We start from the raw sequence: 16,752 nt of genomic DNA on the forward strand, positions 1-16,752 counted from the left end.
GTTTTCTTTGATCTGCCAATCTGTACCTTTAAAGCTGCGCTGGTGTTCTATTTTTGCATAATACTTAATATCTTCAATACGAATAGGTCGTCCATTGATTTCACGGTTAAAGGATGCCACATAATCCTTCATCAGTTCCCGGGTATATTTTTTTAAATCTTCGCTGCTACTCTGCAATCGATTCAGCTCATATTTAGAAGGGCTGACCGTAATGGAATAAAATTTGGGTTCGGTCTTTTTGAGTTTGGCAGTGTTGCCATCGATATCCTTCACCACATCTTCAGCGGAAATTTGATCATCATATTGATTGAAAAAATCTTCCATTTCAGAGGGCTCCAAACCTTCATTTTCTTTCTCCAGGTAATCGATAAAATCGCCTGAACTTTGTGAATAATTCCCTCCCAGTTTTTGAGGTGTGATCGTAATGTACATAGCTCAAAAATTTAGTGTTCATTATGATGGTTTTTGTTTTCCTGAAACCTTACTTTAGGTTGTTCTTCGGCATATTTCTTTTCTACAATCAAGGGTTTCTTTTTGGGGTCTTCCATTTCAAATAGCGATTGAATCATTGCCGCAGTTGGTTTGGTTTGTGTCTTTTCCACATCCCGCATTATCGCGATAATAGCATTAATCCTTTTTAAAAGTTTCGCTTCGATGGTCCTCCCGGTAGGTCCTAATTTTTCCTTTGGGGAGATCTCGTTGTAGAAGAAAAAGTCAAGCATTGTTTCCAATGCTTCGGTGTGTGATTTGAAGTGTGTTCTTGAAAATTCCTGGAAACGTTTTGCCGTTTCCTTTTTAAACCTGATGCCGATAAATGAGTCCATAATTCGCCGATTTGTCGCAAATCCTTCCCTAAAAATGGGCGCTTAAAGGGCATTTGTCGCAAATTGTAGGAAGTTGGAAATTTTATATTTTTCCAAATTTCTGAATATCAGTAATTTGGAAATAAAAAGGAGTCCTAAACATCGCATCGCGTGTTACCCTCTTGCTACTCCTTTTCGTTCGCCCCAGGCGAACAAAATTCCGTACAATTTGATCCAAAATCCAATTGCCATTTTGAGGAAAATAATTTCCTGTTATGTGATTTTTCGATGGGCAGGGTTATCGGCGAAAGTAAAAAATGGATAAGCCTACGTAAAATTGAATGCTGAATTTCAGCAAACTAAAGATAATGATTTTTATGGAATTAGAATTGATTAAACAAAAAAACACCACTAAAATATAGCAGTGTTTTATTCGTAATTTTTAAAATTCAAATGTTAAATACAAAAGTATAGGAATACAAATTCCGTATGGCTTCTTCTTCAATCATCGTTTCAAAACTGATGTAATTTTCCTTTACGTATTTGCGGATGTCGTCCCCAAATTTTCGTTCTACATCTTTTTTAGAATCCTCTAAAAGTCGGTTTTGAGTTTCTTCGCTCAAGTCAGTAAAATTTAGATAAATCATAGCTTTCAATTTAAAGGATTCCGTTATCTGCAAAACTGTAGTAATCGCCATCAGGAGTCAGTATCAAATGGTCTAAAACTTTGATATCAAACAACTCCCCAGCCTTTTTAATTTTCTGGGTCAGGCGTTTATCGGCTTCACTTGGTGTTAGTGTGCTACTCGGATGGTTATGTAGTAAAATTACTGCGGTAGTGAGACTCTTTAAGAGTACGGCAAATAAGATGCGTACATCTACTAAAGTACCGGTAATCCCCCCGTTGGAAACCTCATAAATCCCTTTGACTTTATTGGCATTATTGAGCAAAAGTATTTTAAAGGTTTCGTGTAGTTCGATTGTTTCTTTGTTCCAATGGCTGTAGGCTAAATCTGCCGCACTTTGGGAACAAGTTACTTTGGGAAGCAAATTTGCCTTGGTGCTTCCGCTATAACTTATGGCTATTTCATTAACTTTGCTTTTCATTATTAGCTTATTTAAAGGGTTAATAATTAAAAGAGGGCGCTACTTTCGAAGGGAACGCCCTCTTTGCTTTTTAGGATTACTTATCATTTTTGCTTCCTAGTAATAGGATTTCATTGGCTTCCACCTCGGTTACATAACGCTTGTTTCCGTCATCGGTGGTATAGCTTCGGGTTCGTAGTTTTCCCGTTAGGGCTATTTCCTTTCCCTTACCTACATAATTTTCGATAATCTCGGCAGTCTTGCCCCAAGCTACAACCGTGTGCCAGTCGGTGGACTGTACCTTTTCGCCTTTGCTGTTTTTGTAGTGTTCGTTGGTGGCGATTGATAAACGGGCTACTTTTTTTCCGCTTTCAAGGTTGGTAATGGTTGGTTCCTGTCCAACGTTTCCGATTAACTGTACGTGATTTTTTAAAGTACTCATAATAAAATATTTAAAGATTAATAATGCTATCTGAACCATTCAGACAGTTTGCGTTTCTATTTTTTTGAAGTGATTTACTTATTATATCTTGAGCGTTTTCCTTTTTTGTTTTTTTTGGTGCCGCTTCCTTTTTGATGTTTTTGTATGATTTCATAAGATTCATTTTAGATTTACTTCCCATAGCGCCCTCGCTGTTACCTTTTTTTGTTGCTGATACAGTTTCAATATTTGGAATTGATAAGGATTTATAAAAAGGAGGCACGACTGGCTTATGCAATCCGTTCAACTTCCAAATGTTGGTATTTTGCTGTCAAAAAAAGGGAGGGACAGTGAGTGGTGCGGGAGTAGTTCTAAAGTCTTTTGTGAAGTACCAATACATAGGAAGTGGCACCAAATGATTAAATGGAATTCCGATAAAGCGGACTCCTTTCACGATTTCGGATTGGGAATGCAGTGTTCCTTCATAACATCGGGAAGGGTTAACGGAATGGAAAGGAGAAATTGGGGATGGTGTTCAAGACTATTTAGGGAAGCTCTTTGTCCGGAATGGAGCTTTTCGCGAAATGAAAGGCAATGGGCTGAGTGATTTTTATGTATTTATCAGAACAATTGTGTATCTTTGTTCACAAATAAAATATGTTCACGAATAATGAACAAGAAAAAATAGTGAACAATTAAATGTTTTTGTAATGAGTGAATTAGATATTTTCAATAATGCGATTCATAATTTAGAGAAGGATATCCCGATTACTTGGGACTGGAAAACTATTGATCCTAATAAAGACACTGGTATAGATGGGGAATTGGATATAACCCTGAATGATAAGAAAGTCTTATTACTGGTAGAGATTAAAAAGGATGTGAGAAATCATCAAATACTCAATATACTTCATAACAATGATGAATTTCAAAACTTTCTATTGGTTGCCGAAAAGTTATTTCCAAAAGTAAAGGAAGAACTAAAAGCGCATAACGTGAATTATTTAGAGGGCAATGGAAATGTCTATATAAACCATAATGAAGTATTCCTATACATTGATACCAATAAAACACTTAGAACTAAAAAGGATAAAGGAAATAGGGCATTTACAAAAACTGGACTTAAGGTCGTATTTCATTTTTTATTAAATCCCCAGTTATTAAATCACACTCAGAGAGATATCGCTGAGTTTACAAATGTAGGCTTGGGAAATATTCCTTTAATTATAAATGGGTTATTGGACACTAACTTCATTTTAAAATTGAACAAGAGTGAATATATCATTAATAATTATGAAGAACTGCTCAATAAGTGGATTACAGAATTTGAACAAACTTTAAGGCCTACGATTTTTAAGCAACGTTTTAGATTTCAAAATAAAAATCAAGATTGGAAAGAAATACAGTTCAACGAAGGGAAAACCGTATGGGGAGGTGAACCTGCAGGGGATATACTCACCAATCATTTACGCCCAGAAAAGTTTATAATATACACGATAGAGACCGTAAAAGAACTGATGCTCAACTACAGACTAATTCCAGATGATGAAGGGGATGTATGGGCATACGACCTCTTTTGGAACCCCCAATTTAATGAGAATACAGCACCCGCAGCATTAGTGTATGCCGAATTGATGATCGGGAATGATAAAAGAAGCAAAGAAACCGCAAATCTAATTTTGAATGAGCAAATCAAACCAAACCTATAAGGAATTAGCAATCCCTTATTTTAAAGAAGTTTTTGACATTATCGATGATGTACTGGTAAAACTAAACATACCATACTACCTCATTGGCGCAAGTGCGGTAGCCTTAGAACTATTGAAAGGAGGTATTAAACCGAGCAGGGGAACAAAAGATATTGATTTTGCTATAATGATAGCTTCCATACAGGAATTTGAAGCTGTGGTTGAAGCACTTCTCAAATATGGTTTTAACAAAGTAGAAGCCCCGTGGACACTCTATAATAACAAATTCAATATTGCTATTGATCTATTACCCTTTGGAGAGATAGAAGAAAAATTCACCATAAAATTTAATGAACGCTACACAGATTTACACGTTCTGGGATATAACGAAGTGCTACAAGAATCTGAAACCGTACAAATAGAAGAAAAGTCTTTGCAAATCCCCTCCCTTCCCGGAATGGTAATTTTAAAATTAATCGCCTGGAGCGATAGACCAGAAGAGAGGGATAACGACCTCTATGATATTTTAAGAATCATTGAATATTATTTCGATTTAAATTTTGATGAAATAGTAGAACATCACAATGACACTTTTCTGGAGGAAGATGACTTGGATAAATTCAAAATTGCAGCAAGAGTATTAGGTAGAAAAGCAAGCCATTTTTTAACTATTTCCGAAGCCATTAATGATAGAATTTTAAAAACCATTAACGATAATGTTGCAGATGCCAAAGATTCAGAAATCGCCAAACAATGGATAAGAAGTAGAGAATGGGATTTAGAATATGCCGTTCAAATTTTGGAAGAATTTAAATTAGGTTTGATTGAAAATAAATAGATAAGAAATAAGAACCATCTAAACATATACTAATTCAATCACTTAAGAAGCCAAAGAATGTACTCTCTGGTATATATATAGGATTTATGATATGTTTTGGCATTAATCAACAGTAAATAATATCAAATAATATATCAATATCAAAAATGGTAAAATGTTGTACCTATGTTGTACCCAGTCCATAAAAAAAGGCTTCACATTTCTGTGAAGCCTTGTCGTTGCTAGTAGCGGGAACTGGACTCGAACCAGTGACCTTCGGGTTATGAGCCCGACGAGCTACCTACTGCTCTATCCCGCGATATATATTGTATAATATCTTATTTCAGTATGTTTCGATATCGCTTATTGCGTTATCGGGATGCAAATATACAACGCTTTTTTACTTCTCCAAAACTTTTTTTAAAAATTTATTGATCTCTTTTAGCTAAAAAAAATTTCGATAGCTATTTTTCTATTGATTCAATGAACATCAAAAAAATAACCTACTGACAGCAAACAAATTAAACAGTCTGATTATTGCTCAATATTTTCTGCTGCAAACTCCAGTAATTCCCCATCTTGAAAAGATACCGTAAACTCTATAGGATTACAGCAATTCTCGCAATCTTCAATATAGGTTTGGCGTCTTATCGAAGGATCTAAAAGTACTGAGATTTCCTCCCAGCAATACGGACATTGAAAAAAGTGCTCAAACATAATTAAAACTCAATATTTAGCAACTGGCCGGTTAATTGTAATAATTGAAGTTCGGCTAACTTTGCATCATATTTCGCTAAATTAAGACTCGTTTTGGCATCCAGCAAATTAATCTGTGCCTGTCTAAATTCAATAGACGAAATTTGCCCTAAGCGATACTGTTCTTCAGATCGGTTAAAATTATCCTGATTAGTGAGCACGTTTTCTTCCTGAACACGATAAATGTAAAGCTTATTCTCATAATTCCCCAAGGCATTAGCTATATCGCGTTCTACTTGTAATGCTATCTGTTTTTTTTGAAGTTGTTGATTTTCTTTATTGATTTTTGCATTCTGAATAGCCACGCTGGTTTGCCCTCCATCAAATAAATCCCAGGATAAATTAATCCCCGCAGAGAGGCCATCTGTAGTCGTGGTCGAACCCGGAAAAAATGCAGTAGCGGCACTAATATTCCTGTTCCAACCATAAGACCCCGTAAGTCCAACCGTAGGAAGATATCCAGATTTGCTTACTTTAATATCATAATCGCTAATAATGATGTTGCTTTGTGCTTGCAGCAAACTCACGTTATTGTAAGCTGATTGTTCTAAAAATGATTCGATTTGCAGCTGCGGAATAAAATCGACTAAAGTATCTACCTGAAATTCACGATTATTGATATCCCGGTTTAAGATCACATTTAAGTCCCTCTTGGTATTTTGTAATTGCTGACGGGTTTCAATAATATTGATACTATCTGTATTTACATCTACCTTCGCATTGAGTACCACCAGATTATTGGATTGCCCATATTCAAATTGATACTGGGCTCTTTTTACTCTCTCCTGGGAAATTTGAAGGGTTTCCTCTAACACCTCCATATTCTGGCTTAACCTGGCAACTTCATAATAAACGGTTAGTAGCTGAAGAATGGTATTTTCTATAGTTTCTCTGGCTTCTAATTGAGAAAGATTATATTGCTCTTTTAAACTTTTATAATTATAAAGCCTACCCAAACCATCAAAAAGAGTATAATCTAAATTTATTGAAGTACTGTAGGCTTCTCCTTCAATCCCCCTTTGATCTACATTTTCACCTCCTTCTGGCTCGGTAAGTCGGTCATTTAGGTCATAACTATATCCTCCTACAGCTCTTAGACTTGGTAAATAGCCAGAATTTAATATACTCTGATTATTTTCTGCAATGTCCACATTATTACTGGCTATTTTAATACCGAAATTACTTTCTAAAGCTCTGGAAATTACCTCTTCTTTAGTAAGCAGGGAATCCTGTAAAGGTTCCTGCGCGTTTGCTGAAAAAGATAGCCACCCGAAGAAAAAGACCGTAACATATATAATCTTAGTATTCATCTCTATTTTTTTCAGCTTCATGTAATTCTTTTATTGTTCGCTCTACAGACTCCCGCTCTACTCTTTCTCCGCTAGCAAGCCACTTAGTCTCTACTTTTATACGATTGGTAATTGATAATAATAACGGCAGTAAGAAAAGGGTTAATAAAGTAGCAATCGCGATCCCATAACTAATGGAAATCGCCATTGGTTTTAAAAATTGCGCCTGTCTGCTCTTTTCTAAAAGCAAAGGCGCCATACCGGCAATGGTGGTTAAAGAAGTCAAGAAAATAGCTCTAAAGCGTGATTTACCGGCTTCGTAGATTGCCTCTTTAAATTTCAATCCATCCCGTAAATTACCATTGTACCTTCCTATAAGTACAAGTCCGTCATTAACCATAATTCCCACTAAGGCAATAATCCCCAAAGCTGAAAGCATATTGATAGGAAAATCATGAATCCAATGGCCCCATGCCACTCCAATTACACTAAAAGGAATCATAATCATTAAAAGTAAAGGCTGACTGTAACTTCTGAAGGTAAATGCAATAGTTGCATAAATAAGAAAAAGAATAACAGGCAACACTGCACTAGCTGAACTTACCAGTTTTCCGGCTTCCCGATTCTGTCCTTCATAGGAAACACTCAAACTAGGATATTTTGCTAATAAATCTGGCATTACATTTTCCTGAATATCTGCCAAAATATCGGTAGAGCTTCCATTAGGATCTTCCATATCAGCACTTACCCTAATTTCACGCATCCCATCAAGGTGGCTTATCGATTCGGTACCACGGATAATTTCATAATTCGCGATTTCATCAAATGGCACACGATTACCACTAGGAGTTACAATGCGCATATCATCCAAATCGTTTATTGAAGATCGATTTTCAAGATCATAGCGCACCCAAACTCTAATCTCATCCTGCCCACGCTGAAAACGCTGTGCCTGTGTACCAAAAAAGCCATTTCTAACCTGTCGCATCACCTCAGCCAGATCCAATCCTAAAGCATACGCGTTCTCTTTTAAATGGATATTAATCTCTTTGATCCCTTTTGGATCACTATCACTAACATCCTTTAATAAAGGATTATTCTCAAAAATCGTTTTCAATTCTTCCTTCGCAGCTTCAAGTTCTTGAAGATTGTTTCCTAATAGCGAAACCGAAACCGGAGATCCCCCAAAATTCCCTCCAGACCCAAAGGTTAGATTTTCCACTCCATAAACCGGTCCCACTTCATCACGTATAGCATTGGTAATTTCTGGAGCTCCAAAATCACGCTCTTCCCCTGGCAACAGGTTCACCTGTATAGAAGCTTTATTATTCCCGGGCCCCACTCTTTTAATGGTGTTTTCAATAACCGATAGATTTCCGGTCTGCCGTTCGGTAAAATCTTTGTTTACGCGCCAGGCTGCTTCTTCAACCATAGTAATAATCGAGTCGGTTCTTTCAGGATTAACACCCTCAGGCATTAAAAGATCAATAGAAATCCTGTCACTGGCTACACTTGGGAATAAGGTAATTCTAATGATATTCCCGCCAATCGCTCCAAAGGTGAGAATTAAAACAGCTAATAAAATGCCAATACTTAGTATTTGCTGTTTAAGCACAAAATCTAAAGTAGGGGCATATAATTTATCACGAAGAAAAATCATGATCCGATCCCCTACTTTATTGATATCCCTCATTTTGCCGAAGAATTTCCCTATCGCTGTTTTAGGCTTAGGTGCATCACGCATTAAAGCCTTAGAATGAGCAATATGTGCTGGCAAAATAATAAGGGCTTCAATTAAAGAAACTACCAAGGTTAACATTACTACCGTTGAAACTTCACCAAAAAACTCTCCTATCCGGCTATCCAGAAAAAGAAAGCTGGCAAAGGCCAATATTGTAGTAATAATTGCTGAAATAATTGGCGGCACTACTTCAATAGTACCATCTAAAGCTGCTTTTATAGGGTTTTTTCCGCTTTCAAAATGCTGATAAATATTTTCTGAAATTACAATCCCATCATCCACCAGTATCCCAATAACGATAATCATCCCAAAAAGCGAAAGTACATTGATCGTTACATCGAATTGCTCTGCAAAAATGAACATTCCAAGAAATGCTACCGGCAAACCAAAAGCTACCCAAAAAGCCAATCGCGTATTTAAAAATAGGGAGAGAAAAAATAATACCAGCACAATGCCCATTATTCCGTTTTCTACCAGTAATTGCGTTCTTTCCTGTAACCGAATAGAGGAATCAAAAATCACATCTAACTGAACGTTACTGCTTTTGCGGTTATAATCTTCTATATATTCATTTACCTGGGCGGCGGCGGCAAGTAAATCTTCAGAATTGGTATTACTTATCGTAATATTTACACTCTGATTACCATTAAAAAAAGAAGCATTTGGTGTTTCTGAAAATTGATCTGAAACCCTGGCCACATCAGATAATCTAATAATTTCTCCGCTGGTTGTGGATTTTAAAACCAGATCCTGTAAATCTTCAGCGTAATAGGCTCGATTATTAGCTCTAATTAAATAATCTTCGCTGCTGGTTTTAATGGTTCCTCCCGTAGTTAATATATTAGCTCCGGAAACGGCTTGAGCCACTTCTTCAAAAGTGAGGTTATAGGCCAGAAGATCGTTTTCCCTAACTGCAATTTCAATCTCTTCTTCAGGGAAACCATCGATTTCAATCTGGGAAATCCCATCCATCATTCGCAAATCGTTTTCAATTTGCTCACTAATTCTTTTTAAGGTGACTAACGGAATTTTCTCTCCACTAATAGCAAAACGAATCGTAGGCCTTATGGATTCTTCTTTAGCTACGATTAAAGGCTCCATACCTGTTGGAAAGGTAGGAACACGATCTACTGCATTTTTCACCTCGGTAAGCATTACATCGATATTCTCGTCGCGCTCGATTTCTACCGTAATGTATAATCGCGAAATCGAATTGTACATTAATGTAAATTGAATTGTACAAAAAATATTCAAACGCAATATAATATTAATCGGTATTTAAAGACCATTTAAAATAGCTTTAAATGGTCTTTTGGATTTGATAGATCATAGTTAGCTGTTAATACTTCTATTTTCTTTTTACCCGGCTTTCCTGTTCCATTGGCTACACTTACAGATTGTTCTAAAGTCTTTACATACCAATCATTTCTCTTGGTATATTCAGCAAGTATGTCACTCGGATAACTACTAAGTAGGAACTTCCCTTCAACCGCAGAGAGCGTTTTTAAGAGGTTTTCGAAGTCTTCAATAGAATAGCCATCATAATGACCACAATCGCTATTAAAATATGGCGGATCGCAATAATGGAAAGCTTCAGCATGATCTCTGGAGCGAATAACTCTTAAAGCATCAGTACATTCTACCTGTACATTCTGCATTCGAATAGATAAGTCAATGGTAAATCCTTCTCTTTTCGATCCAATCTTTGTACTTGTAGTTCCTTTTAGTTTATCATAACCAAATGAACCATCCAGCATTGAACTGAATGATTGAGCAGCTAAAACCCAAACCGCCCAAGCTCTTTTTAACCTGGAGAACATGTGAGGATTATTATAAATCACAGTTGCATCATTATGAAGGGATCTGCTATGCAAGCTAATCCGTACCATTTTCTCAAGCTCTACAAACTCATTCTGCACGCATTCATAGAAGTTTATAAGTTCTCTATTATAGTCGTTTATGATTTCACATTCGCTTTTTGGCTTTGCCCAAAATATTGCTCCACCACCAACAAAGGTTTCGGTGTAAGTAGTATGATCTGGTATAAGCGGTAAGATGGTAGTAATTAGATTTTGCTTACCGCCGTAATATGATATTGGTGTTTTCATTTTCTCAGTTGCCTTTTTAAAGTATATTTGTGATGCCAAACAAAACGAACGCATCAAATTTCTCAAGGGACTGCCCTCGGTGAGCTTTGATGCGTTTTTAGTTAGTTTTGTTTGGCGACAACTACTGAAAAATCCGGGGGCTTTAATTATGAAGATCTACCCTGATAGTTACATAACCAGTAACCGCCATCCCAATAGAATTGCCATAGATCTCCGCGGTTTATTAATACATTATTCTCAACTTCAGCTCTAACCATATTGTAGCCACTTCCTCTAACAATAACACGATCATTAATTCGGCGTACATAAATTATTCTTCCTTCTTTTGCATTATACGGCAGGCGAACTTCAATTTCTGCAGTGTTGTAACAAGCCACATATACCGAATTATCGTCTAAAGATTGATTTTTATTTGAAGTAATGCGCAAAGGCTTCAAGTGTAAGCCAGATCTAAGATCTAAGCCACCTTTCCCACCTTCAATTCTTACGCCTCCATTAAAATATCCAGCCCATCCAGAATTGCTGTAATTAATTCCGGCAACTCCAGCACTTATATCGCCCTGGCTTTGGAAAAGCATTCCAACAATACTCGCATTGGTTTGTAAACCTGTGGTCGCAGAAAAAAATGGAACATTCGAACCGTTTGAAAATATACCGTTGCCGGATTGAAAAGAGACACGCCTATTAACCGGATTAGTCGATCTAATACCACCTAATGGATCACCGGTTGATTGATCTGAATCGATATCATCATCGATCCTGGTAACTTCCCTGCCTTGCTGATCGTATAAGGTTAAATTATTTTTACTTTCCAAAATCTCGAGTCTTCGACCTTCATCCCTGGTACGAAGATTTCGAACCGTTAAGTTCTCGATTGCTGCAGCATCTGCCAATACCAAAGAAGATACAAGAACTCCTTTTAAGGTTAATCTGCCTTGCTCAGTGACATTATAATCCAAACTGCTTTCCTCATTACCGATTTTAAATTTTCCGCCAGCTAAATCAAAATAATTAAGCCCGTCCAAACTTTTAATGGTTCCGGTGGTGATCGTGTCTCCATTGATGTAAGTCATACCATTGGTAAAATCGAAATCGCGACGTCCATCCTTTACGGGATAGAGAATACCAAGGTTAAAAAGATAATGCCCTTCTTCATCGTCAACCATTTTGGGATTTTCGCTAATCTCCCAAACACCTGTTAAAGCAGTAGCCGAACATTTTGCATAAACGTAATATGGCTTTACCGGCTCTAAATCTGTAAAAATATTCGGATCCATTTCCCAAACGTAGCCTAGCTCTTCAATTTCGATCTGGTAATGCGCTAATTGCCCAGCACTAATTTTTAAAGTATTAGGATTGTTTTCTGCATTAGCTTCAATAGTTACGCCGATTAATCCAAAATTCTGAGATCTGGCACCTACACTAAGCATTAAAGTTTCGATAGAACCAGGTTTGATACTTTCCGGATCAAAGTATCCATCTGGATCGAACATCAATTCCTGAAGCTTGCGAAAACGCAATGCAGAACGTCTAGCTAATTCTGTATTCTTGCGATCAACATTTTCTATATGAGTGTTATTGTCAATAGTGTCAGCAATGTTCTTTTCCTGAATGGTGTACGGTATTGTATCTGCGATAGTAGCAGTCACCTTATCGGTGTTCACAAGCGGATAAGAGAGCTCAGCGATACGAATTTTATTATTGATACCTAAAGCTTCATCAATCACTCGTACCAGGTTAGCGACTCTTAAATCGATACCGCGCTCTCGAATGTATTTTTCATCGATCTCAAGCGTATAAGTAACTCTGGGAACACTATTTTCTTCCAGGTAACGCTGTGTTTCTTTTTTTAGATCAGCCTCTGCTTCTACGATATAAATATCAGGCATTCTAATATCGACAAGTGTATATTCGTCACCAACCTCTGGAAAGTTTAAATCGTTTGGCAATACATAATCGTTCTGCTCTTCAAAAGGAATTAGCTTAATTTCTTTGATATTGTTTCTGTACCGCTCGATTTCAAATTCATATCCGGCTAATGCTCCAGTCTTAAAAACAACTTTTGCAGTCGTACCTTCTAAAAGATGATCATTAATATCAAAATCGATACTCGAGTCTCGAAATAACAGTTTATCCTCGTTGTCAATTCCAGTTATAGTTCCAGTACGATTTGGAAAAATATCATCGAAATTTATGGATCCTTCTCTTATACCGTACAGATCTGTATTAGCTTGTAAAAATCGTTCATCAAAAACAAGCCGGGGAAGTCCATCCCGATATTTGTAACTGATGTTTTTTTGAGATCCGAAACCGTAAACCCTGGTGACCACATTGGTGTCATCTATTTTATTTCGATTAAGGTGATATAAACCTTTACCGCGACCGTAAGCAAACTGGAGGGTAGTATCAGCTCCAACGCTTTTCTCCAAGTAAATATTTCTTTGCACCAATCGAAACTCCAAATCAAAGGCTTCAGCAATCTTGGTTAAAGCGGTACGGCAGCTGTCGCCTGAAAAAATTAATGTTTGAGCCGGTAATTCATCAACATCGGCAATTTGCCAACCGGCATCGATAGTATTAATATTGGTAAGAATTAATAAAAGGAAATCTTCAGGCGTACCGTGATAGCTAAAATCCGCAACACCTTCATCCATAAAGATTTTATTGTAAAGCTTATAGATTTCACCTTCAAATTCTACAAGGTAGCGATACGTGAAATTATTAATCTTTTCTACTTCCGGTGGTGTATTGATATAAAACCGCTCAGATCGATGTTCGATATAATCACCAATTTGAATAGGTAAAGCAGAGCCAGCGATAAAATCAGCTTTCACCTTATGCTCACCCATAAGCTTATGGGTGAACACGGTGTTTTCGTCGATCTCTACAGCAGCAATGATATTGCTATTTCTCTTTATTTCGAGTTGCATAATTTATAGCTTTCGATGTCTGATTTTTAATGTAAATCGATAGTTTGGATCTGTGCCGCAATGGATCTGCCTAAGTAGCTTTCCAAAAAAGGGATATGAGACCGGATGGCAAGAAGCATAGAAGAAATAACTAGTTCGATGATCGATTTTATATTCAGCTAAAAATTCCCCCTGATTTGCAAAATTGTAAGGCGTCCTAATATTTGGGCTCTCTTCCGACTTCTTTTTGAATTCTATATCTGTTATTTCTCCCTTTTTGGGGATCCAAACTTTTGTTTTAAAGTTCCAATGGCTATTGCGCATGCAATTCCAACGCCAGGCAACCCACCATTTTTTTCGCCCGTAATGTTTCCAAAATTTCTCATGACGTTCTCCGTAAGGATTATCAGTATGAAAAAACCAATGAACAAAAGGTACTTCCCAACCTAAAAGATAAGTCCAATAGGCTGGGAAAAACATAAAATATTGAAGGATATAGAATACCCAATCCAATAATACCCAACATGCATATCGTAAGTACATCATTTTATAATGTCGTATTTACGGAGCATATTAAGCACGTCCTTTTTTGATTGATTCGGAGTAGCCTCATAGTCGATAAGTTTCGCCTTAAGTATCATGCTTTCGTTATCAATGATATCGTAAATGAATTGGTACTCGCGTTCCTTTTGTAATGGAAGCTTACCTTCTATGGTATTAATTTGAATTTCAATAATCCTGGTTTCGGTTTGAACCGTTGCAGATTCTTCAGTTAGCTGAATTACCGTTCCAACTGCGTTTGGCTGCTTTTCCTGTGCGCTTAGAGCTATTGAAAAAAGAGCAATGATGATGGTAATGATTGTTTGTTTCATGATTGATTGTTAATAATTAGAAGATGATGACGATAATGAAAACGCTAAATGGAATTAACCAAGGCTGAAATTTATTGTACCATTTGTGGATACCTTCATCGTAAGAAACTCCAAAATGGACTTTAAACTTTTCATTGAGTTTAGCCCTCAATTTTGTCTCTTCAATAGTTAGATCATCTAACTGACTGCTTAAGTAATCTAATTTTGACCAATCGTCCGGGATATCCTCAACCGCAATTGCCGGATTAAAAAACTTGTAAAGGTACAGTCCCGTTAATCCTAATATTGGAAGGAAGAAAATAAATTCTCTTAAGCTAAATTGAAATCCATATTTCACAGAGGTTTCCAAACCAAAAGTAGCGATGATAATAGCAAAGAGAAAAGCAATAAAAAGAGGATCGATCTTAATGAATTTCCTATCCTTGAATTGATAAAATTTCCGAGTTGTAAAAAGTTGTTTAATCATGATGTCTAAATTTTGATTAATGAATGATGTTTATTCTGCGATTTCTAAGGTTTCGTCTACAAGCTCCCAGTCCTCCGAACTACTTCCGTAAATTGGTGTCTCCTGAGTGATGATCAGAAGAGCTTTTACTATAAGTTCAGATTGCTTTTGTGAATAGCTTAGATCTGGAGTGATGCTTTCTCCTATTTGTGAAAAAAGAGCATCGATCTCCGCATTCGAATAGAATACCGTTTTCGAATTGAATTGTTTGTAGGATTTCAAGGGAGATCCAATAGATGGAAGTTCTACATTGGTGACAATCGAATCTGAAACTTCAGCTCGATATCGATTGTTCTTGCATTCTTTAGTCCAGCCTGTAACCTTAAGGGATACAATTGATTTTTCACCAGTACGTGCATCTATTATAAGTGGATTTTTGCTTCTTACTATCATAATTTTAAATTTTAAACATAAGTTATTGTGCATCCTCTATCTCTTGCATAGGCAACATCGCCCTCTTCTGATCCATTGTTTATCGTTGCTAAATCTGATTTAAGTATTAACTCACAATTACTTGGGATTTGATAAAAAACATAAGTAGCACCATGACCCGGACCAAGTTGTAAAAGTTTAGGAACATTTATTTTACTCGGGGAACATCTGTCAAATCCAGAGGTTCCGCATTTTTCTAAGTTTAAACCTTCAAACTCATCAATGTTACTGAATTTAAACATCGATTCCATCTCTATAAGATTGTTCATTATAATTTTTTCATTTGAGATAATTGTGTTACGGAAATTTTCACCATAAGCATTTTCTAAACCTTCTAATTTTATTTCTAATGGATTAGTTATACCTTGAAACGAACCTGAATTTATAGTTTTACATTTATTATCTAAATCAATAAATTTTGTTATTGAAAGATTTAAAAATGCGTTTTGAAGAACCGTATAATTTCCTGAAACTTTGGCAACTGCATCAGAACCAGATACGCCAAATTCGAGTATTTCTGCCGTACCGACCGACAATTTACTTGTTAAGTCAATTTTTGTATTAACAAAACTAGCAGCATTCCCGATTATTATATTGTAATTTTGATCTGGTATATAATCTATATAATTTACCGAAAAAACATTACTTATACTATTTATTTGACCTGGTGCTTTTCCGTTATCATTTAATATTTTTTCTATGCTTAGATTCATATAAGGATTTTCTGTATCACCTTTCACAATTTCAGCGAACATTCTGGAACCAACTCCTTCAAATGTTAATGACGGTAAATTGAAAAAGTTAACACCTTGTAATCTATCAAAAGCACTGGAATTACTATAAGTCGGGGAGCTTACTAATTTAGGCGCTGAAAAACCTTTATTATCAAATTTTCCAAACTTAAAACTATCTCTCATAGTTATTAATTCAGGGAATTCTATTTGTTCTGTTTCACTGGTTAAAAGTGTGCCCCGGAATGTGTTTGAACCCAAAAATGTAACAGCCGGAAATTTTATTTCTACAGTATTAGAAATATCCATAAAAGCACCATCTGAAATAGATTCACATTTACCATCAATATCTATATATTTATTTATTTCAGTACTGTTTCTGAAAGCATTATTTATTATAGTGTATTTAGATTCAATTCTAGCATGAACATCATTTCCTATAATGTTAAAGGCAGAAATTTCAGATTGATTTATCCCTATTTTATTAGCTAAACTAAAGGGTGTATTTATAGATGTAGAGACACCGCCTATAATTGTATTTATTTGTAAATTATCTGCTTTTGTTCCAAAAATCGTACGTCTTAGTCCCATAAT

18 protein-coding genes and 1 tRNA gene are annotated in these 16,752 nt (G+C 36.2%); 2 read left to right on the forward strand and 17 right to left on the reverse strand.

Annotated features, from left to right (window positions below):
* The 6 genes from mobB to AC13DP_RS08480 form a co-directional block, all read right to left on the reverse strand.
* A partial coding sequence (gene mobB / locus AC13DP_RS08455; RefSeq protein ID WP_483067560.1) for a MobB family relaxase occupies window positions 1–432 on the reverse strand: 432 nt, incomplete at its 3' end.
* Between the two features lie 11 nt (window positions 433–443).
* A complete protein-coding gene (locus AC13DP_RS08460; RefSeq protein ID WP_347406305.1) occupies window positions 444–824 on the reverse strand; it encodes a BfmA/BtgA family mobilization protein in 381 nt (126 codons plus the stop codon).
* Window positions 825–1,252: 428 nt separating this feature from the next.
* Window positions 1,253–1,450 (reverse strand): hypothetical protein, encoded by a 198-nt coding sequence (locus tag AC13DP_RS08465; protein WP_347406304.1) that lies wholly within the window; start codon window positions 1,448–1,450, stop codon window positions 1,253–1,255.
* Window positions 1,451–1,460: 10 nt separating this feature from the next.
* Window positions 1,461–1,910, reverse strand: a complete 450-nt coding sequence (locus tag AC13DP_RS08470; RefSeq protein WP_347406303.1) for a JAB domain-containing protein — start codon at window positions 1,908–1,910, stop codon at window positions 1,461–1,463.
* A gap of 76 nt (window positions 1,911–1,986) precedes the next feature.
* The gene (locus AC13DP_RS08475; RefSeq protein ID WP_347406302.1) at window positions 1,987–2,331 is read right to left on the reverse strand and encodes a single-stranded DNA-binding protein; all 345 of its coding nucleotides are present in this window, start codon (window positions 2,329–2,331) and stop codon (window positions 1,987–1,989) included.
* A gap of 10 nt (window positions 2,332–2,341) precedes the next feature.
* Window positions 2,342–2,617, reverse strand: a complete 276-nt coding sequence (locus AC13DP_RS08480; protein ID WP_347406301.1) for a hypothetical protein — start codon at window positions 2,615–2,617, stop codon at window positions 2,342–2,344.
* 403 nt (window positions 2,618–3,020) lie between these two features.
* On the opposite strand from AC13DP_RS08480, the gene AC13DP_RS08485 reads away from it, so the two are divergent.
* On the forward strand, window positions 3,021–4,019 hold the full coding sequence (locus tag AC13DP_RS08485) for a type IV toxin-antitoxin system AbiEi family antitoxin (protein WP_347406300.1): 999 nt from the start codon (window positions 3,021–3,023) through the stop codon (window positions 4,017–4,019).
* The gene (locus AC13DP_RS08490; RefSeq protein WP_347406299.1) at window positions 3,994–4,836 is read left to right on the forward strand and encodes a nucleotidyl transferase AbiEii/AbiGii toxin family protein; all 843 of its coding nucleotides are present in this window, start codon (window positions 3,994–3,996) and stop codon (window positions 4,834–4,836) included. Before AC13DP_RS08485 ends, AC13DP_RS08490 begins: the two co-directional genes overlap by 26 nt.
* Window positions 4,837–5,061: 225 nt before the next feature.
* On the opposite strand, the gene AC13DP_RS08495 is transcribed toward AC13DP_RS08490, so the two are convergent.
* The 11 genes from AC13DP_RS08495 to AC13DP_RS08545 form a co-directional block, all read right to left on the reverse strand.
* Window positions 5,062–5,134: transfer RNA gene (locus AC13DP_RS08495), tRNA-Met, on the reverse strand.
* Window positions 5,135–5,349: 215 nt separating this feature from the next.
* Window positions 5,350–5,532, reverse strand: coding sequence for a CPXCG motif-containing cysteine-rich protein (locus AC13DP_RS08500; RefSeq protein WP_013073521.1), 183 nt, complete (start codon window positions 5,530–5,532; stop codon window positions 5,350–5,352).
* Window positions 5,533–5,534: 2 nt separating this feature from the next.
* Entirely contained in the window at window positions 5,535–6,881 is a 1,347-nt protein-coding gene (locus tag AC13DP_RS08505) for a TolC family protein (protein WP_013073522.1), read from the reverse strand.
* Window positions 6,871–9,822, reverse strand: a complete 2,952-nt coding sequence (locus AC13DP_RS08510; protein WP_483067561.1) for an efflux RND transporter permease subunit — start codon at window positions 9,820–9,822, stop codon at window positions 6,871–6,873. Before AC13DP_RS08510 ends, AC13DP_RS08505 begins: the two co-directional genes overlap by 11 nt.
* 68 nt (window positions 9,823–9,890) lie before the next feature.
* Entirely contained in the window at window positions 9,891–10,709 is an 819-nt protein-coding gene (locus AC13DP_RS08515) for a DNA adenine methylase (protein WP_483067562.1), read from the reverse strand.
* A 146-nt stretch (window positions 10,710–10,855) separates the two neighbouring features.
* Window positions 10,856–13,639 (reverse strand): phage tail protein, encoded by a 2,784-nt coding sequence (locus AC13DP_RS08520; protein WP_483067563.1) that lies wholly within the window; start codon window positions 13,637–13,639, stop codon window positions 10,856–10,858.
* Between the two features lie 3 nt (window positions 13,640–13,642).
* The gene (locus AC13DP_RS08525) at window positions 13,643–14,164 is read right to left on the reverse strand and encodes a hypothetical protein (protein WP_483067564.1); all 522 of its coding nucleotides are present in this window, start codon (window positions 14,162–14,164) and stop codon (window positions 13,643–13,645) included.
* Window positions 14,161–14,490 (reverse strand): hypothetical protein, encoded by a 330-nt coding sequence (locus tag AC13DP_RS08530; RefSeq protein ID WP_483067565.1) that lies wholly within the window; start codon window positions 14,488–14,490, stop codon window positions 14,161–14,163. Before AC13DP_RS08530 ends, AC13DP_RS08525 begins: the two co-directional genes overlap by 4 nt.
* A gap of 16 nt (window positions 14,491–14,506) precedes the next feature.
* Window positions 14,507–14,956, reverse strand: a complete 450-nt coding sequence (locus AC13DP_RS08535; protein ID WP_483067566.1) for a hypothetical protein — start codon at window positions 14,954–14,956, stop codon at window positions 14,507–14,509.
* A gap of 30 nt (window positions 14,957–14,986) precedes the next feature.
* The gene (locus AC13DP_RS08540; RefSeq protein WP_483067567.1) at window positions 14,987–15,388 is read right to left on the reverse strand and encodes a hypothetical protein; all 402 of its coding nucleotides are present in this window, start codon (window positions 15,386–15,388) and stop codon (window positions 14,987–14,989) included.
* A gap of 11 nt (window positions 15,389–15,399) precedes the next feature.
* Window positions 15,400–16,749, reverse strand: a complete 1,350-nt coding sequence (locus AC13DP_RS08545) for a leucine-rich repeat protein (RefSeq protein ID WP_483067568.1) — start codon at window positions 16,747–16,749, stop codon at window positions 15,400–15,402.
* Window positions 16,750–16,752 lie beyond the last annotated feature (3 nt).

Source organism: Zunongwangia sp. L-65 (assembly GCF_056859415.1).